Raw genomic sequence first — 18,208 nt, 5'->3', positions numbered from 1 at the left:
GCCAGACTATCGGCGTCTCGCGGAGCGGATCCTCCACGTCGAAAGGCCCCCATGAGCCAGCTCTTCACGCCCCTCGAGATCCGCGACGTCACCTTCCGGAACCGGCTCTGGGTCGCGCCGATGTGCCAGTACAGCGCCGTCGACGGGGTCGTAAACGACTGGCACCACGTGCACCTCGCGCAGTTCGCGTCCGGCGGCGCCGGGCTCGTGATCGCCGAGGCGACGGCGGTCGTGCCCGCGGGGCGCATCTCCCCCGAGGACGCGGGGCTCTGGAACGCCGCGCAGGTCGACGCGTGGCGGCCCGTCACGCGCGCGATCGCGGAGCGCGGATCCGTCGCGGGCGTCCAGCTCGCGCACGCCGGGCGCAAGGCCTCGACGTTCTCGCCGTTCGCCGAGGGATCCGGATCCGTCCCCGCGGCCGAGGGCGGCTGGACGACGGAGGCCCCGTCGGCCGTCGCGTACGACGGGTTCGCGGCGCCCGAGGCGATGTCCGCCGGCCGCGTGGGCGAGGTGATCGAGGCCTTCCGCCAGGCCGCGGGGCGCGCGATCGAGGCGGGCTTCCGGGCGATCGAGATCCACGCCGCGCACGGCTACCTCCTCCACGAGTTCCTGTCGCCTCTCACGAACGACCGCACCGACATCTACGGCGGGGCGCTCGAGAACCGCGCGCGCCTGACGCTCGACGTCGTGCGTGCGGTGCGCGACGAGGTCGGCGCGGGCGTGCCGCTCCTCGTGCGCTTCTCGGCGACGGACGCCGCCGACGGCGGGCTCGTGACCGACGACGTCGCGCAGGTGGCCGCGTGGGCGCGTGAGGCCGGCGCCGACTTCATCGACGTCTCCACGAGCGGCCTCGTCGCGCACCAGCAGATCGACGTCTTCCCCGGCTACCAGGTGCCGCACGCGGCCCGGGTCCGCGAGGTCACGGGCGCGCCCGTCGGCGCGGTCGGCATCATCACCTCGGGCGAGCAGGCCGAGCGGATCCTTCAGGAGGGATCCGCCGACGTCATCCTCGCGGGCCGCGAGTGGCTGCGCGACCCCCACTTCGGCCTCCGCGCGGCGGCGGAGCTCGGCGAGGACCCCGCGGCGCTGTGGCCCGCGCAGTACCTCCGCGCCCACCGCGCGCCCGCCCTGGCCCGCGCCTAACACCCACAAGTCCACAATTCTCCGACAAGTCTCCGCGGGAACCGCGGAGACTTGTCGGAGAATTGTGGACTTAGGTAGCCGGGGTGCCGGGCGGCGGACGCCGGATCCGGTTAGCGGGCGAAGGCCCGGCGCATGAGCTCCGTGTGCTCGACCGCGTGGACCTTGGAGGATCCGGTCGAGGGCGCGGCCGCCGCCGGCCGCGACACGACGGAGAAGCTCCGGCCGACCGCCTGTTGCACCCACTGCTGGATGAACGGCCAGGCGCCCTGGTTCTCCGGCTCATCCTGCACCCAGACGACCTCGGCGTTCGGGTACTCCCCGAGCACGCGCGTGAGCTCCTCGACGGGCGCCGGGTAGAACTGCTCGAGGCGCACAAGGGCGACCTGCGGGTCGTCCTTCTTCTGCACCTCGGCCGCGAGGTCCCAGTGGATCTTGCCCGCGTGCACGAGCACGCGGGTCACGGCGGCCTTGTCGATCGGGCGCTCGTCGTCGATCACGGGGCGGAACGCGCCGTCTGCGAAGTCGGCAACCTCGCTCGTCGCGCCGCGCAGGCGCAGCATCGCCTTGGGCGTGAAGACCACGAGCGGGCGGCGCGGGCGCGAGTACGCGTGGCGGCGCAGCAGGTGGAAGTACGACGCGGGCGTCGAGGGGCGCGCCACCGTCATGTTGTTCTGCCCGCACAGCTGCAGGAAGCGCTCGATGCGCGCGGACGAGTGGTCGGGGCCCTGGCCCTCGTAGCCGTGCGGCAGGAGGAGGACGACGCCCGATTCCTGGCCCCACTTCTGGTCGGCCGAGGAGATGAACTCGTCGATGATCGACTGCGCGCCGTTGACGAAGTCGCCGAACTGCGCCTCCCACAGCACGAGCGCCTCGGTGTCCTCGACCGAGTAGCCGTACTCGAAGCCGAGCGCGGCGTATTCGCTGAGGAGCGAGTCGTACACGCTGAAGCGCGCCTGGCCCTCGGCGAGGTTCGCGAGCGGCAGCCACTCCTGGCCATTGACGCGGTCGTGGAAGACGGCGTGGCGCTGCACGAACGTGCCGCGGCGCGAGTCCTGGCCGACGAGGCGCACGGGCGTGCCCTCGAGGAGGAGGGACCCGAAGGCCAGCAGCTCGCCGAAGCCCCAGTCGATCTTGCCCTCGCGGCTCATCTGCGTGCGCTTGTCCAGCAGCTGCTGGAGCTTCGTGTGCACCGTGAAGCCCTCGGGCTTGTTGCTGTGCGCGTCGCCGATCTGCGCGACGACGCCGGCGCCGACGCCCGTCTCCTCGGGCTCCGTCTCGACCTCGGGGCGCATCTGCTCCGGCGTGACCACGGGGATCGCGCCGGTCTCGGCCGCGTGCGTCTCGGCGAAGGCGACCTCGAGGCGGTTCTGGAAGTCGGCCTTGGCCGCCTCGTACTCCTCCTCGGTGATGTCGCCGCGCCCGACGAGCGCCTCGGTGTAGAGCCGGCGCACGGAGCGCTTCGCCTCGATCAGGCCGTACATCAGCGGCTGCGTCATCGACGGGTCGTCGCCCTCGTTGTGACCGCGGCGGCGGTAGCAGACGAGGTCGATGACGACGTCGCGCTGGAAGGTCTGGCGGTACTCGAACGCGAGCTCCGCCGCGCGCACGACGGCCTCGGGGTCGTCCCCGTTGACGTGCAGCACGGGGGCCGCGATCGTCTTGGCGACGTCGGTCGCGTAGCGCGAGGTGCGGGCGTCCTGCGGGAGCGTCGTGAAGCCCACCTGGTTGTTCACCACGATGTGGACCGTGCCGCCCGTGCGGTAGGCACGGAGGTTCGACATCTGCAGCGTCTCGACGACGACGCCCTGGCCCGCGAACGCCGCGTCGCCGTGCACGAGGATCGGCAGCCACGGGAAGGTGCCCTTCTCGTACCGGTCCTGCTTGGCGCGAACGATGCCCTCGAGCACGCCGTCGACCGTCTCGAGGTGCGACGGGTTGGCCGCGAGATACACGTCGATCTCGTTGCCGTCGGTGCCCGTGAAGGTGCCCTCCGTGCCGATGTGGTACTTCACGTCGCCGGATCCGCGCTTGTTGCCGGGCAGGGCGCCCTCGAACTCGCTGAAGACGTCGCCGTAGGTCTTGCCCGCGATGTTCGTCAGCACGTTGAGGCGACCGCGGTGCGCCATCGCGACGGCCGCGCCAGCGAGGCCCGCCGAGGCCGCGCCGTCGATAACGCGGTCGAGCAGCGGGATGAGCGACTCGCCGCCCTCAAGGGAGAAGCGCTTCTGGCCGACGTACTTCGTCTGCAGGAAGGTCTCGAACGCCTCGGCCTGGTTGAGCTTGCCGAGGATCCGGAGCTGCTCGTCGTGGTCGGGCTTCTCGTAGGGCCGCTCGAGCTTGGCCTGGAACCACTCGCGCTGCTCGTGGTCGGCGATGTGCATGTACTCGATGCCGGTCGTGCGGCAGTACGTGTCGCGCAGCACGCCGAGGATGTCGCGCAGCTTCGCCTGGCGCTTGCCCCCGAAGCCGCCCGTGACGAACTCGCGCTCGAGGTCCCAGAAGGTCAGGCCGTGCGACTCGATCTCGAGGTCGTGGTGCTCGCGCTGCGAGTAGGCCAGCGGGTCGATGTCGGCCATGAGGTGGCCGCGCACGCGGTAGGCGTTGATGAGCTCCTGTACGCGGGCGGTCTTGTCGACGCGCTCCGCGATGTCGACCGAGACGTCGGCGTTCCAACGGATCGGGGCGTAGGGGATCCGGAGGGCCGCGAAGATGTCCTCGTAGAAGCCGTTGCCGCCGATGAGGAGCTGGTGCACGACCTTCAGGAACTCGCCGGATCCGGCGCCCTGGATGACGCGGTGGTCGTAGGTCGAGGTGAGCGTGATCGTCTTGCCGATCGCGAGCTCGTTGAGCGTCTTCTGGCTCGCGCCCGAGAACTCGGCCGGGTAGTCGAGGGCGCCGGCGCCGATGATGCAGCCCTGGCCCTTCATGAGGCGCGGAACGGAGTGGACCGTGCCGATGCCGCCCGGGTTCGTGAGCGACACGGTCGTCCCGGCGAAGTCGTTCGCGGTGAGCTTGTTCGCCCGCGCGCGCTTGACGAGGTCCTCGTAGGCCGAGAGGTACTCGCTGAAGGTCAGCGCCTCGGCGTTCTTGATGCTCGGCACCATGAGCGCGCGGGTGCCGTCGGGCTTCGGCAGGTCGATCGCGATGCCGAGGTTCACGTGCGCCGGGGCGACGACGCTCGGCTTGCCGTCGATCTCGGCGTAGTACACGTTCTGGCTCGGGAAGGCCTTGAGCGCCTGGATGAGCGCCCAGCCGATGATGTGCGTGAACGAGACCTTGCCGCCGCGGGTGCGGGACATGTGGTTGTTGATGACGATGCGGTTGTCGATCATCAGCTTCGCCGGCACGGTGCGCACCGACGTCGCCGTGGGCACCGAGATCGACTGGTCCATGTTCTTGGCCAGCGTCTTCGTCATGCCCTTCATGACGGTGACCGTGTCCTCCGCCGGCTCTGCGTCGCCCGCCGACTTCTTCGCCTCGGGCTCCGCGGGGATCGGCGCGGCCGCCGCGGGCTTCGCCGTCGTCTTGGCGACGGGCGGGGCGGCGGGGGCCGCCTGCGGCTTCGGCGCCGGGGTCGGCTGCGGCTTGGCGGGGGCCGCCGATGCCGGGGCTGCGCCGCCCTGCTCCTCAGCGAGCCTCTCCATCACCGGCCACCACTCCCTGTCGACGGTGTCCTTGTTCACCTTGTACTGACGAAAGAGCTCGTTAATCAGCCACTGATTGGCCCCGAACTCCTCGTCGCTCGACGTTCCGGTACCCGTCACCTGACTCGACACGGTCAGATCGCCCACTTTCATCGAAGAATGATGGTCGTCGCACGCCGCGATTAACGCGTGCGTCCCTCCCGCCAGCCTATCCCACGCACCCTGGTCCATACCCCTCGGATCCCTCCCGGATCCCGGTGTTCCGGATCCGCCGGGACCGCCCGATTCCCGGGCGGAGGCACCCGGGCGGTGGACTAAGATGACGACATCATGGACGACCCTCCCAGTAGCCGACCCGCGCCCCGAGATCCGCGCCACGACGCCCCCTCCCCCGATCGATCGGGCGGTGACCTGCGGCCGTGATGGATTGGATCATGCTGGGCGTGGGCCTCGTCCTCATCGTCGGCACCGGCGTCTTCGTCGCCAGCGAATTCTCTCTCGTCAATCTCGATCGCGCGGATCTCGAGGCGCGCCAGGCCCGGGGAGAGACCCGCCTGGCCCTCACGATCCAGGCGCTGCGTCACACCTCGACGCACCTCTCGTCGGCGCAGCTCGGCATCACCCTCACGACCCTCCTCACGGGGTACACGATGGAGCCCGCGATGTCGCGGCTGCTCGAGCCGTTGCTCGCGGAGTGGCTCCCGGAGGCGGCCGTGTCGGCCATCGCGACCGTCGTGGGAATGGCCGTCGCGACGATCCTGTCGATGATCCTCGGCGAGCTCATCCCGAAGAACTTCGCGCTCGCGCTCCCGCTCGCGACCGCGAAGGTGGTCGCGCCGCTGCAGATCGCGTTCACGACCGTGTTCCGCCCGGCGGTATCGGCGCTGAACGGCAGCGCGAACGGCATCCTGCGCGCGATCGGCATCGAGCCCCAGGAGGAGCTCTCGGGCGCGCGCACGGCCGAGGAGCTCTCCAGCCTCGTGCGGCGCTCCGCCACGGCCGGCGTGCTCGAGAAGGACACCGCGACGCTGCTCGATCGCACACTGACGTTCTCGCGCCTGTCCGCCGCCGACGTCATGACCCCGCGCCCCCGCATGCACGCGGTCGCCGTGGGCGAGGTCGCCGACGACGTCGTGCGCCTCGCGCGCGAGACGGGCCACTCGCGCTTCCCCGTCTTCGACGACGACCTCGACGACATCGTCGGCGTCGTGCACGTCAAGGCGGCCGTGAGCGTGCCGCGCGAGCGTCGCCTGGACGTGCCCGTCGGCGCGCTGCGCACGGAGCCGCTGCGCGTGCCCGAGACGGTCCACCTCGACCAGCTCCTCGCGGACCTGCGCGGCAGCGGGTACCAGATGGCCATCGTCGTCGACGAATACGGCGGCACGGCCGGCGTCGTGACCCTCGAGGACCTCGTGGAGGAGATCGTCGGCGAGGTGGCCGACGAGCACGACCGGCGCCGCGCCGGCGTCGTGCGCCACCGCGACGGCATCACGCTCCCGGCGCAGCTTCGTCCCGACGAGGCGCGCGAGCGCGCGGGCGTCGAGGTGCCCGAGTCGGACGACTACGACACGATCGGCGGGTTCATCATGAGCACGCTCGAGCGGATCCCCGCCGTCGGCGACACCGTCAGGGTGGAGGACGGATCCCTCGTCGTGCAGCGCATGGACGGCCGGCGCGTCGATCGCGTGCGCTTCACGCCCGACCCGTCGCCGCTCGCGACGGAAGAGCCCGCCCGCGGCGAGGGGAGCCTGACATGAGTGACTGGGCAGGAATCGCCTGGCTCGTCGTGCTGCTGATCGGCAACGCGTTCTTCGTCGGCGCCGAGTTCGCGGTCATCTCCGCGCGGCGCTCCCAGATCGAGCCGCGCGCCGAGAAGGGGTCGCGCGCCGCGAAGACCGCGCTGTACGCGATGGAGCACGCGACGGCGATGCTCGCGACGAGCCAGCTCGGCATCACGATCTGTTCGCTGCTGATCCTCAACGTCTCCGAGCCCGCGCTGCACCACCTGCTGGAGGGCCCCCTCGGCCTCACGGGGCTCCCCGAGGCCGCGATCGGCACGATCGCCTTCATCATCGCGCTCGTGCTCGTGTCGTACCTCCACGTCGTGTTCGGCGAGATGGTCGCGAAGAACCTCGCCTTCTCGGTCCCGGACCGCGCCGTGCTGATCCTCGCGCCGCCGCTCGTGTGGGTCTCGCGGGTGTTCCGCCCCGTGATCTGGGCGCTCAACGGCATCGCCAACGCGGCGCTGCGCGCCGTGGGCGTCGAGCCGAAGAACGAGGCCGCCTCCACCTTCACGCTCGACGAGGTGGCGACGATCGTGAGCCAGTCGCACCGCGAGGGCGTCCTGGACGACGCGTCCGGCACGATCGCCGCCGCGGTCGAGTTCACGGACAAGACCGCGGGCGACGTCGCGGTCCCGCTCTCGCGCATCGTGACGCTGCCGGAGGGCACGACGCCCGCCGACATCGAGAAGGCCGTGCAGACCCACGGGTACTCGCGCTACGTGATCGCGGATGCGGGCGGCGAGCCCGTCGGGTACGTGCACCTCAAGGACGTCCTGCGCGCCGCGAGTCCCGAAGCCGACGCGAAGGTCACAGAGCCCGTGCCGCCCAAGCGGATCCACCACCTCGTGCCCGTGCACACCTCGACCGACCTCGAGGACGCGCTCGCGCTCATGCGCCAGCAGGGCCGGCACCTCGCGCGCGTGCGCGACTCGGAGGGGCGCACCGTGTCGGTGTTGTTCCTCGAGGACGTGATCGAGGAGCTGATCGGCGAGGTGCACGACGCGACGGAGCGCTCGCGCCGGCGCTGACGCCTCAGTCCGAGGAGCGCCCCGGCCCGCCCAGCAGGTCGCGGGCCGTGGGCGCCCCCGTCGGAACGTAGACGCGCTCGATCGCGTCGCCGGCCGCGAGGCGCCCCTTCTCGAGCACGCGGAAATACGTGCCGAGGCGCCGCTCGGAGGCGAAGCGCTTCACCCAGCCGTCCTTCTCCAGGCCCATGCGGCGCGCGAACGTCATGCAGGGGTTACGGGGCCGGGTCGCCTCGAGGAGCACGGATCCGATGCGCCACCTTTCGCCGACCAGGGCGCGCGAGACGTCCATCCCCTGCGTGCGGAGGTTCTCGCCGAACAGGGTGCCGAACGGGATCTCGCGGCCGAGCGCCTCCGCCCACCACTCGGCGTCCTCCTGCGCGTAGGCGTAGACGGCCTGCTCCTCGCTGCCGTGGTGCACCCGGTCGGCCTGGATGTCGCCGTAGATGCCGAGCGGCCCGACCCGGACCGGGCCGTCGACGGGGCGCTTGTCGATCGCCGTCGTGCCGACGGTGCCGGAGTCCGGGAGCAGCTGGTGCACGGCGCAGACGGCCAAGAGGGTACCCATGAGGAGAGTCAATACCAGATCGACAGGTGCGGTGCGCGCCTGGCGGACAGCGCGTCGGAGAGCGCGCGGATCTTCGCCGGGTCGCCCGTCACGTGCCCCGCGGCCTGCAGCGTCTCGAGGCGGACGCCGCCGAGGTACGCGGCCGACAGCGCGCCGACGTCCAGCGTGACCTCCGCCGTCTGCCCCTCGGCCAGGGGCTCGATCCGCGCCCCCTCCGCGCCGAGCCGCGCGACGGTCCACGCGCCGTCCGCGAGGCCCAGCGGATCCGTCACCGCCAGGCGCACGCCGAAGGCGCCGACCAGCTCGCGCGCGGCGAGCGCGCGGGGCACGTCGAGGATCCGGAGCCAGCCGTGGTCGTGCACGCGGCGCGTGATGGCGCGGCGATCGCGCACGAGCCAGCCGAGCGCGTCGTCGACGGGCTGGAGCGGGGCCTCGACGGTGCCCACGAGGTCATAGCTCAGCGCGAAGCGCCAGAGCGCGGCGTGGGCGTCGGGGGTCGCCGCCACGAGGTGCTCGATCCTGAGCGTGTGGTTGTGGTACTCCGCCGTCTCGACGACGCGGAAGGCGAGGGCGCCGACGAGCGCGCCCGTCGCGTCGAGCGCCCGCACGCCGCGCACCTGGCGGGGCTTGTCGACGTCGGGCGTGAGCCCCGCCTTCTGCTCCCAGCGGCGCGGCCAGGCGCCGACGTCCCCGGCGCGCGCGGTGCGCGTGCGCTCATGCAGCTCGCTGAGGTCGCGGGCGAGCTCGGCGCGCTCGACGAACTCGAGGCTGGCGGCCGGATCCGTTGTCCCCCACCCCGCGCGGCGGGCGTCCACGCTCACGTGCGCGACCGGCGCGGCGGGCGCGAAGCCGTAGCGGCCGTAGATGGTCGCCTCGGTCGCCGTGAGCCCCGCGATCGCGAGCCCCGCGTCCTTCGCGGCGCGGAGGTCGCCCTCGAGCATGCCGCGCGCGATGCCGCGGCGCCGATGCGTCGCGGCCACGGTCACGCCGCTGATGGCCCACATGTCGATCTCGCCGCCCGGCACGCTGAGCGGGGTCACCCAGGCGCACTCGGTCGCGACGGGGTAGGGCTGCGGGCTCGCCGCGTCGTACACGCCGATCACGCGCCGCTCGGCGTGGGTGCGCAGGTCATCGGCGACCTCGGCCTCGGTCGGCTCGTCGCCGAGGAACCCGCGGTGCTCGGCGCGCAGGTGGTCGGCGAGGTCGTCGGCCTCCACGACCCGGTAGTCGAGGCCGCGCGCGGCGAGCGCGTCGCGGGAGGTCGGGTCGGCGGGCACGGTGCGGGCGTCGAGAGCGGTCACCCGACCACCATACGCACCCGCGCGTCGCGTCAGTGAGGGCGCGACTGCACGTCGAGGAGCGACGCGATGACCTGCGCCTTCAGCTCCTCCGGTGCCGCCTCGTCGATGCACGCGCGCTGCACCGCGACCGTCAGGGTGCGCTGAACGGTCGCCTCGTCCTGGCAGCCGGGGCAGTTCTCGATGTGCTCCCGGATCTCGCTGTGCTGGGTGCGGCAACACTCCAGCTCTCCGCGCACGAACGCTTCGAGGTCCGCGCGGGCCTTCTCGCAGCCGCAGTCGCTCACTTCTTCGCTCCTGTCTGGGCGGCCGTGATCCCTCGCTCGGCCGCGTAGTCCCTCAGCTTGTCGCGCAGGAGCCGACGGCCGCGGTGCAGCCGGCTCATGACCGTGCCGATGGGGGTTTTCATGATGTCGGCGATCTCCTGGTAGGCGAAGCCCTCGACGTCGGCGAGGTACACCGCCATCCGGAAATCATCGGGAATCTCCTGCAGCGCGTCCTTGACGACGGACGCGGGCATGTGATCGATGGCCTCGGCCTCGGCGGATCGCCGGCTCGTCGCGGTGGTGGACTCCGCCCCGCCGAGCTGCCAATCCTCCAGGTCGTCGATCGCGCCCTGATAGGGCTCCCGCTGCTTCTTGCGGTAGCCGTTGATATAGGTGTTCGTGAGGATCCGGTAGAGCCACGCCTTGAGGTTCGTGCCCTGTTCGAAGCGCGACCACGAGGCGTAGGCCTTGACGAACGTGTCCTGCACGAGGTCGGCCGCGTCCTGCGGGTTGCGGGTCATCCGCATCGCCGCGCCGTAGAGCTGGTCCATGAAGGGCAGCGCCTGGTCCGCGAACTGCGCACGCGCGTCCGCGGGGGCCGGGGTCGTCTCGGGGGCGTCCATGGCGTCCCAGCGTACGCCGGGATCCGCGATATCCCCTGTTCGCGGCCGTTCAGCCGTGATACACGCCGAAGCGGTCATCCGTCACCTCGTCTCGTTTCCTCACTAGGGTGGAACGCGATGACCACGCGAGGGTATTCCCCCACGTCCACCGCCCCGGCCGACGCGCCGCGCGGGCAATTCGACGCGCCCACGGCGCCCGGCCCCCTGGCCGCGACCGTCACGGTGCCCGGGTCCAAGTCGCTGACGAACCGCGAGCTGATCCTCGCGGCCCTCGCCGACGGCCCGAGCCGCATCGAGGCGCCGCTGCACTCGGCCGATTCGTACCGCATGGGCGACGCGCTGCGCGCGCTCGGCGTGACGATCGAACGGGTTCCGGGATCCAGCCCCTTCGGCGAGGACGTCGAGGTCACGCCGCCGCGCGCACTGACCGGCGGGTGCGAGGTCGACAGCGGCCAGGCCGGCACGGTCATGCGCTTCGTCGCGCCGCTCCTCGGCCTCGCCGAGGGCGACGTGCGGATGACCGCCGACGCCACCGCGCTCCACCGCCCCATGGGCGCCATGATCAAGGCGCTGCGCGACCTGGGCATCGACATCGACGACGGCGGATCCTGGAGCCTCCCGTTCACGGTGCACGGCCACGGGCACATCCGCGGCGGCGAGCTCGAGATCGACGCGTCCGAGTCGAGCCAGTTCGTCTCCGGCCTGCTGCTCGCGGCCCCGCGCTTCGACGTCGGCCTCCACCTCAAGCACACGGGCCGCACCCTGCCGAGCCTGCCGCACATCGAGATGACGCTCGAGACGCTCGCCCACCGCGGCGTGCACGTCGAGCGCCCGTCGGCCCACGAGTGGATCGTGCCGGCGAGCCCCCCGCGCGGCAAGACCATCCACATCGAGCCCGACCTGTCGAACGCCGCGCCGTTCCTCGCGGCCGCGATGGTGGCGGGCGGATCCGTGACGATCCCGGCCTGGCCCGCGCACTCGACGCAGCCCGGCAGCCAGCTCACCGAGATCCTCTCGCTCCTCGGCGCGCGCGTGACGCGCCGCGGCGGCGCCGTCACGGTCACGGGCGGCAAGACGATTCATGGCGTCGACCTCGACCTGTCGGCCGTCAGCGAGCTGACGCCGACGCTCGTGGGACTAGCCGCCTTCGCCGACGGGCCCTCGACGTTCACGGGCATCGGCCACATCCGGCGCCACGAGACCGACCGGATCGCGGCGCTCGCCGCCAACCTCGCCGCGCTCGGCGGGCACGCGGAGGAGCTGCCGGACGGGATCCGGGTGCACCCCGCCCCGCTCACGGGCGGCACCTGGCGCGCGTTCCACGATCACCGCATGGCGACGACCGGCGCGCTCGTGGGGCTCGCCGTCCCCGGCGTCGTCATCGACGACATCGGCACGACGGCCAAGACCATGCCGCAGTTCGCGGGCCTCTGGCAACACATGCTCGCGGCCGACTGACGGGGGCGCGCGTGAGCTGGTGGGAGGCCGACGACGACGAGGACGACGTCTTCGACGAGGCCGACGTGCGCGTGCGCCCGAACCCCAAGGCCAACCGCCCCCGCACGAAGCGGCGCCCCGCGCACGAGGACGCCGTGATCGGCCGCGTCCTCGGCGTCGATCGCGGGCGCTACCGCGTGCTCATCGACGAGGACGGACCCGAGGAGCGCGAGACGACCGCCGCGCGCGCCCGTGAGCTGCGCAAGACGGCGATCGTCACGGGCGACCGCGCGCGCGTGGTCGGCGACACCTCGGGCGACGACGGCACGCTCGGCCGGATCGTCGGGATCGAGGAGCGCACGAGCCTCCTCCGGCGCTCCGCCGACGACACCGACCAGGTCGAGCGGGTGATCGTCGCGAACGCCGACCAGATGCTCGTCGTCGTCGCCGCCGCGGACCCGCCGCCGCGCCCCCGGCTCGTCGACCGCTACCTCGTCGCCGCGCTGGACGCGGGGATCCGCCCTCTCATGGTCGTGACGAAGACCGACCTCGCGGATCCGGGCGAGTTCCTCGCGCACTTCGACGGGCTGGACGACCTGCGCGTGTTCCGCTCGGCCCACGGCGCGGCTCCCACGGCGGAGATCGGCCGCGCGCTGGCGGGGCACTCGACCGTGTTCGTGGGGCACTCGGGCGTCGGCAAGTCCACGCTCGTCAACGCGCTCGTGCCCGACGCGGGGCGCGCGACGGGCCACGTCAACACCGTTACGGGCCGCGGCCGGCACACCTCGTCGTCCACCGTGTCGCTGCGCTACCGCGGCGCGGCCGGATCCGGCTGGGTGATCGACACCCCGGGCGTGCGCTCGTTCGGGCTCGGTCACGTCGACCCCGCGAACGTCCTCGGCGCCTACCCCGACCTCGCGGAGGCCGCGGAGGACTGCCCGCGCGGCTGCACCCACCTGCCGGGCGCGCCGGAGTGCGCGATCCAGGCCGCCGCCGACGCAGGGCGGATCGGCTCGTCGCGCGTCGACTCGCTGCAGCGCCTCCTGGAGACCTTCGCGGCGCGCGAGGACTACTGACTCGCGCGCCCTACGGCGCCGCGAGGAACTCCGCGCCCGCGCGGCGGAACTCGCGCGCGCCCGGCGTGTTGAAGTGGTGCCGCCCGGGGATCTCGACGAACGTCCCCGTCGGGACGGCGGCCGCGAGGCGCCGCGAGTCCTCCAGCACGCGGTCCTCGGATCCCGTCGCGAACAGGACGGGCTGCGTCGGCGGATCCCCGAGATCCGGATCCGCGTCCCCGAAGCGCATGCCGCCCGCGAGCGCGACGAGCGCGTTCAGGTCGTTGCCCGCGACCCGCTCGGCGAGCGCGACGTAGTTGCGCGTGACCGGATCCGTCACCTCCGCGCCGCTCGCGGCGAACTCCCGCGCCTGCGTCAGGTCGAGGCGGCCGAGGGGACGCCCGTCCGGGATCCCGCCGAGGACGGCGCGCTCGATGCGCTCGGGGAGCGCGGCGGCCGCGTGCCAGCCGACGCGCGCGCCCAGCGAATACCCGAGGTAGCGCACGGGGTCGATCATGTGCGTGTCGATGACGGCCTCGATGTCCGCGACCAGCGCGTCCATCGTGCAGTCCGTCGGCTCGTGGGGCTTCTCGCTCTGGCCGTGGCCGCGCTGGTCGATGCCGACCACCCGCAGCCCCTGGCGGAGCAGCTCGCGCACCCACCCCGTCTGGACCCAGTTGTCGCGGCAGCTGGAGGCGAACCCGTGCACGGCGAGCACGGTGGGCGCCTGTTCGTCGCCCCACGCGTAGGTCGCGATGCGGAATCCCTCCCGCGACATCACGAACTGCGGGTCGGGCATCTCGGTCACGAGGGGGATCGCCATGCGTTCCATCATGCCGCCGCGGATACCCTGGAGGGATGACCGACATCCGCCTGGCCGCCGGCGACCCCGCGCCCGATTTCACGCTCCCCGACCAGGACGGCCGGCCCGTCTCCCTCGCGAGCTTCCGAGGCCGCCGCGTCGTGGCCTTCTTCTACCCCGCCGCCATGACGCCCGGGTGCACGACCGAGGCGTGCGACTTCCGCGACGCGCTGGAGCCCCTTCGTGCGGCCGGGTACGACATCGTGGGCATCTCGCGCGACGAGCCGGAGAAGCTGCGCCGCTTCGCCGATCGCGACGGCCTGACGTACCCCCTCCTCAGCGACCCGGACGCCGCGGTGCACCGCGCCTACGGCGCCTGGGGCGAGAAGATGAACTACGGCAAGAAGATCGAGGGCGTCATCCGCTCGACCTTCGCGATCGACGAGGAGGGCCGCGTCGCCCTCGCGGCCTACAACGTCAAGGCCACGGGCCACGTCGGGCGGATCCGCCGGGACCTCGGCATCGCCTGATCCGGGCGGGCGCTTGTGCCGGCGCCCGCGCGGTGGTTCGATCGCGACCATGGTGAGCGCGATCGACGTCCGCGGGCTCGTCAAGCGCTTCGGGCGCCAGGCGGCGCTCGACGGGCTGGACCTCCGCGTGGAGCCGGGCGAGACCCGCGGCTTCCTGGGCCCGAACGGATCCGGCAAGTCCACGACGATCCGGATCCTCCTCGGCCTCCTGCGCCCCTCGGGCGGATCCGCGCGCGTGTTCGGGTCCGACCCGTGGCGCGACGCCGTCCCGCTCCACCGGCGGATCGCGTACGTGCCGGGCGACGTCGCGCTCTGGCCGAACCTCACGGGCGGCGAGGCGATCGACTACCTCTCCCGGCTGCGCGGCGGGGTCGACGCGGCCCGGATCGCCGAGTTGACGGAGGCGTTCGGCCTGGACCCCCGCGTGCGCTGCCGCGCGTATTCGAAGGGCAACCGCCAGAAGGTCGCGCTCGTCTCGGCCCTCGCGAGCGACGCCGAGCTATTCGTCCTCGACGAGCCCACGAGCGGCCTCGACCCCCTCATGGAGGCCGTGTTCACGCGGGAGGTCGGGGCCCTGGCGGGCCGCGGCCGCGCCATCCTGCTCAGCAGCCACATCCTGAGCGAGGTCGAGAAGGTCTGCGACACCGTCAGCATCATCCGCCGCGGGCGCGTGGTCGAGGAGGGCACGCTCTCCGAGCTGCGACACCTCACGCGCTCGCGCGTCGCCGCGACGGTGCAGACGGACCCGGGCGGCCTCCTCGCGCACGCGGACATGCACGAGGGGCACGCCGAGGCCGTCCCGGGCGGCACCCGCGTGACGTGCGCGGTGGACGACGCGGCGCTTCCCGGCGTGCTCGCGGCCCTCACGTCGCGCGGCGCGTCCGAGCTCACGGTGCAGCCGGCCTCGCTCGAGGACCTCTTCCTCCGGCACTACGGCGGCCACGCGTGAGCCTCGTCGCGAACCGCCTGGCGCGCACCGCGCGGATCCGGCGGGCCAGCCCGCTCACGGGGGCCGCGGCGCTCGCGCGCCACATCGTCCGCGCCGACCGGCGCCGGATGCTCGTCTGGGCGGCGTCGATCGCCGCGTTCACGGCGTATTTTTCCGTCGCGCTGCGCACCGTCTTCGACGACGCCGCGCTGGCCGCGCGCGCCGAGATCATGCGCACCCCGACGGGCATCGTCATGGGCGGTCCGGGGTACGGGCTCAACGACTACTCGCCCGACGTCGCGCTCGCGAACGAGGGCACCCTGTGGATCGCGGCCGCGCTCGCCGTCCTCGCCTCCTCCCACGTCGTGCGCCACACGCGCGCCGCCGAGGACGACGGACGGGCCGAGCTCGTTCGGGCGCAGCCGGTCGGGCGCCTCGCCCCCGCCGCCGCGGCGCTCGGCACCCTCGCGGCGCTCCTGGCGGCGATCGCGGGAGTCGGCGCGGGCGTGTTCCTCGCGACGGGGGCGACCGACGCCGCCTCCGCGATCGCGATGATGCTCGCGTGCTCCGCGAGCGCGTTCGTCTTCGGCGCGATCGCGCTCGTGTGCGCGCAGGTCGCCTCCTCCGCGCGGGGAGCGCTCGGCCTGTCCCTCGCGGCGCTCGCGGCGGCCGTCGTCGTGCGGGCCGCGGGCGATCTGCAGGCGGAGGGCGGATCCGCCCTGTCCTGGCTCTCTCCGATCGCGTGGGCGCAACAGATCCGCGCCTTCGTCGACCTGCGGTGGTGGCCGATCGCGCTCGCGCCGCTGGCCGCGGCCGGTCTCGTCGCCCTCGCCGCGGCGCTCGCCGGCCGGCGGGACCTTGGCGCGGGGCTCCTCCCCGAGCGGCCGGGGCGGGCGCGCGCCGGGTGGGGCCTGCGCGGCACGGCCGCCCTCGCGCTCCGCCAGCACCGGGGCGCGATCGCGGGGACGGTGATCGGATCCGCGCTCGTCCTGTACGCGTCCGGGACGATGATGGGCTCGCTCGAGGAGATGGTGGCGGACCTCGTGGCCACCAACGCGGTCCTCGGGCGGCTGTTCGGGACGGACCCGAACGCGTTCCGCGACGGCTTCCTCGGGATCCTCGCCCTGTACGCCGCGGGGGCGTCCGCGGCGCTCGGCATCGCCGTCGCGCTCCGGGCGCGCCGGGAGGAGGAGTCCGGGCGCCTTGAGCTGCTGCTGTCCCACCCCGTGGGGCGGGCGCGCTGGTTCGCGGGCGAGATGCTCGTGGCCGGCGCCGGCGCGCTCGCCGTTCTCGCCGCCTCGCTCGCCGCGCTCTGGGCCGGGGCGCTCCAGGCGGGAGTGGTGGATCCGCCCCTCGCCGCCTACGCCCGGGTCGCGCTGTCCTACGGTTCCGCCGCGCTCGTGTTCCCGGCCCTCGCGGCGGCGCTCGTCGGCGTGTGGCCGCGGGGCGCCGGGCTCGCGTGGGCGGGCCTCGCGGCGGCCTTCGTGCTCGAGTTCTTCGGCCCCGTGTTCGACGTGCCCGAGGCCGTCGCCGCGCTCTCGCCGTTCCACGGCGTGCCCGAGCCCTTCGCGAACGCGTACGACGCCGCCGGCCCCGCGACGCTCCTCGGCGTGGCCGCCGCCCTCGCCGCCGCGGGGATCGTGGGGCTCCGGGCGCGGGACCTGAGGTCGGGCTAGGTTCCGGCGGCGAGATACTGCCATGATGAGCGGGCGGGGCGCGGATGGCGCGCGCCGGCAGAAGGGGACCCCGTGAGCGAGATCGACGACCTCCGCGCGCGCATCGCCGCGCTCGAATCCGAGAACACGGCGCTGAAATCGCCGCGACGGGCGGGGCGCGGGCGCTCCATCCTCGCAACCATCCTCATCACCGCGGCCGTCCTAACCGCGCCGCTCGCGGTCGTCGCCTCGTGGACGCGGGCGCAGCTGGTCGACACGGGACGGTTTGTCGCGACGCTCGCGCCGCTGGCGGACAGCCCCGCGGTCCAGGACGCGATCGCCGACGAGATCAGCGCGGCGATCGACGCGCAGGTCGACATCGAGGGGATCGTCTCGGACGCGGCGGACGGGCTGCGCTCGCTCGACCTGCCACCGCGGGCCGACACCGCGCTCGTGCTCGTGGAGGGCTTCGCCGCCCGCGGCATCTCCTCGCTCGTGGACGACGCCGTGCACGGGGCCGTGGCCTCGGACGCGTTCTCCGACGCGTGGGCGGGCACGCTGCGCCTCACGCACACGGAGGCCGTCGCGGCAATCACGGGCGACGAGACGGGCGCCCTCGCGATCGACGACTCGGGCGTCGTGTCGTTGCAGCTCGGCGTCGTGATCGATCGCGCCACCGAGGCGCTGTCGGAGAGCGGTTTCGCGCTCGCCGACCAGATCCCCTCGATCGACCAGGAGATCCCGCTCGTCCAGGCGGACGAGCTTCTCCTCGTACGCGCGGTGTACCTCCTCGCGGTCGCCGCCGGCCTGTGGCTCCCGTGGGTCGCGCTCGGCCTCCTCGTGGCGGGCGTCCTCGTAGCGCGCGACCGCCGCCGGACCACGGGGCGGGCGGGTTTCGCGCTCGCGGTCGTCTTCGCGCTGCTCGGCGCGGGCCTCGCCGTCGGGCGACACCTGGTCACGGCGGCGCTCAGCCCCGCGACGCTCCCCGCGGGCGCGACGCACGACATCTTCGATCAGCTGACGGCGACGATCACGGGCACGGTGTGGGCGCTCGCGCTCGCCGGCGCCCTCATCGCCCTCGTGACATGGTTCTCCGCCCCGGCCGGATCCGGCGCGCGGGTGCGGGGATCCGTCGACGCCGTCGCCGGATCCGTGCGCGCCGCGCGCGACCGGCACGGCCTGTCGACCGGGCGCTTCGGCGCCGTCGTGGACCGCTATCACGCGCCGATCCTCCTCGCCGCGGCGCTCGGCGCGGGCGCGCTGGTGTTCTTCACGCGCCCGCTCACGACCGGCGTCGTGGTCGCCGCGATCGCGGCGCTCGCGGCCGTGGCCCTCGTCGTCGAGCTCGTCCGGCGCTCGGCGGACGCGGAGGATCCGGCGGAGGACCCGGCGCCCGCCGCTGCCGAGGACGCCCCGCTCGAGGCGGCCCCCGCGGCGCGGTAGCGCGCCC

The 18,208-nt window shown here is 73.3% G+C and carries 15 protein-coding genes; 9 read left to right on the top strand and 6 right to left on the bottom strand.

The annotated features are described in order from the left end of the window. The first annotated feature begins 51 nt into the window (after positions 1–51). Positions 52–1,143 (top strand): NADH:flavin oxidoreductase/NADH oxidase, encoded by a 1,092-nt coding sequence (locus G8E01_RS12135; protein ID WP_166320211.1) that lies wholly within the window; start codon positions 52–54, stop codon positions 1,141–1,143. Between the two features lie 110 nt (positions 1,144–1,253). Here G8E01_RS12135 and G8E01_RS12130 read toward each other — a convergent pair whose 3' ends face one another. Next, positions 1,254–4,919, bottom strand: coding sequence for a multifunctional oxoglutarate decarboxylase/oxoglutarate dehydrogenase thiamine pyrophosphate-binding subunit/dihydrolipoyllysine-residue succinyltransferase subunit (locus G8E01_RS12130; protein WP_338100825.1), 3,666 nt, complete (start codon positions 4,917–4,919; stop codon positions 1,254–1,256). 290 nt (positions 4,920–5,209) lie between these two features. Here G8E01_RS12130 and G8E01_RS12125 point away from each other — a divergent pair, with 290 nt between their 5' ends. Next, entirely contained in the window at positions 5,210–6,544 is a 1,335-nt protein-coding gene (locus tag G8E01_RS12125; RefSeq protein WP_205827603.1) for a hemolysin family protein, read from the top strand. Next, positions 6,541–7,599 (top strand): hemolysin family protein, encoded by a 1,059-nt coding sequence (locus G8E01_RS12120; protein WP_166320205.1) that lies wholly within the window; start codon positions 6,541–6,543, stop codon positions 7,597–7,599. The genes G8E01_RS12125 and G8E01_RS12120 overlap by 4 nt, the downstream gene beginning before the upstream one ends. A gap of 4 nt (positions 7,600–7,603) precedes the next feature. Here the strand turns inward: G8E01_RS12120 and G8E01_RS12115 are convergent, their stop codons facing one another. Genes G8E01_RS12115 through G8E01_RS12100 form a run of 4 tightly spaced genes read right to left on the bottom strand, consistent with a single transcriptional unit; the run spans position 7,604 to position 10,351 of the window. Continuing rightward, positions 7,604–8,164, bottom strand: a complete 561-nt coding sequence (locus tag G8E01_RS12115; RefSeq protein WP_166320203.1) for an MOSC domain-containing protein — start codon at positions 8,162–8,164, stop codon at positions 7,604–7,606. Positions 8,165–8,172: 8 nt separating this feature from the next. Beyond that, the gene (locus G8E01_RS12110; RefSeq protein WP_166320201.1) at positions 8,173–9,465 is read right to left on the bottom strand and encodes a GNAT family N-acetyltransferase; all 1,293 of its coding nucleotides are present in this window, start codon (positions 9,463–9,465) and stop codon (positions 8,173–8,175) included. Positions 9,466–9,494: 29 nt separating this feature from the next. Next, complete coding sequence (locus G8E01_RS12105) at positions 9,495–9,749, bottom strand: anti-sigma factor (protein WP_166320200.1); 255 nt, start codon at positions 9,747–9,749, stop codon at positions 9,495–9,497. Next, positions 9,746–10,351, bottom strand: coding sequence for a sigma-70 family RNA polymerase sigma factor (locus G8E01_RS12100; RefSeq protein ID WP_205827577.1), 606 nt, complete (start codon positions 10,349–10,351; stop codon positions 9,746–9,748). The genes G8E01_RS12105 and G8E01_RS12100 overlap by 4 nt, the downstream gene beginning before the upstream one ends. 117 nt (positions 10,352–10,468) lie before the next feature. On the opposite strand from G8E01_RS12100, the gene aroA reads away from it, so the two are divergent. After that, complete coding sequence (gene aroA, locus G8E01_RS12095) at positions 10,469–11,809, top strand: 3-phosphoshikimate 1-carboxyvinyltransferase (protein WP_166320198.1); 1,341 nt, start codon at positions 10,469–10,471, stop codon at positions 11,807–11,809. 11 nt (positions 11,810–11,820) lie between these two features. Next, positions 11,821–12,864, top strand: a complete 1,044-nt coding sequence (gene rsgA, locus G8E01_RS12090; RefSeq protein ID WP_166320197.1) for a ribosome small subunit-dependent GTPase A — start codon at positions 11,821–11,823, stop codon at positions 12,862–12,864. Between the two features lie 10 nt (positions 12,865–12,874). On the opposite strand, the gene G8E01_RS12085 is transcribed toward rsgA, so the two are convergent. Beyond that, positions 12,875–13,666, bottom strand: coding sequence for an alpha/beta fold hydrolase (locus tag G8E01_RS12085; RefSeq protein WP_166320196.1), 792 nt, complete (start codon positions 13,664–13,666; stop codon positions 12,875–12,877). A 35-nt stretch (positions 13,667–13,701) separates the two neighbouring features. Here G8E01_RS12085 and bcp point away from each other — a divergent pair, with 35 nt between their 5' ends. The 4 genes from bcp to G8E01_RS12065 all read left to right on the top strand — a co-directional run bounded on the left by bcp (position 13,702) and on the right by G8E01_RS12065 (position 18,201). Next, positions 13,702–14,175 carry a thioredoxin-dependent thiol peroxidase gene (bcp, locus tag G8E01_RS12080; RefSeq protein ID WP_155048026.1) on the top strand — a complete coding sequence of 158 codons (474 nt, stop codon included), beginning with the start codon at positions 13,702–13,704 and terminating at the stop codon, positions 14,173–14,175. A 49-nt stretch (positions 14,176–14,224) separates the two neighbouring features. Next, positions 14,225–15,124 carry an ABC transporter ATP-binding protein gene (locus G8E01_RS12075; RefSeq protein WP_166320195.1) on the top strand — a complete coding sequence of 300 codons (900 nt, stop codon included), beginning with the start codon at positions 14,225–14,227 and terminating at the stop codon, positions 15,122–15,124. After that, positions 15,121–16,779, top strand: coding sequence for a hypothetical protein (locus G8E01_RS12070; RefSeq protein WP_166320194.1), 1,659 nt, complete (start codon positions 15,121–15,123; stop codon positions 16,777–16,779). Before G8E01_RS12075 ends, G8E01_RS12070 begins: the two co-directional genes overlap by 4 nt. 72 nt (positions 16,780–16,851) lie before the next feature. Further along, positions 16,852–18,201 (top strand): hypothetical protein, encoded by a 1,350-nt coding sequence (locus G8E01_RS12065; protein WP_166320193.1) that lies wholly within the window; start codon positions 16,852–16,854, stop codon positions 18,199–18,201. Positions 18,202–18,208: the final 7 nt, after the last annotated feature.

The sequence above is a fragment of the Microbacterium excoecariae genome, assembly GCF_011326725.1.
Classification (GTDB): Bacteria; Actinomycetota; Actinomycetes; order Actinomycetales; family Microbacteriaceae; genus Microbacterium; species Microbacterium excoecariae.
Note: the sequence above shows the minus strand (reverse complement) of the source record. Positions and strands in the feature narration are given on the sequence as shown.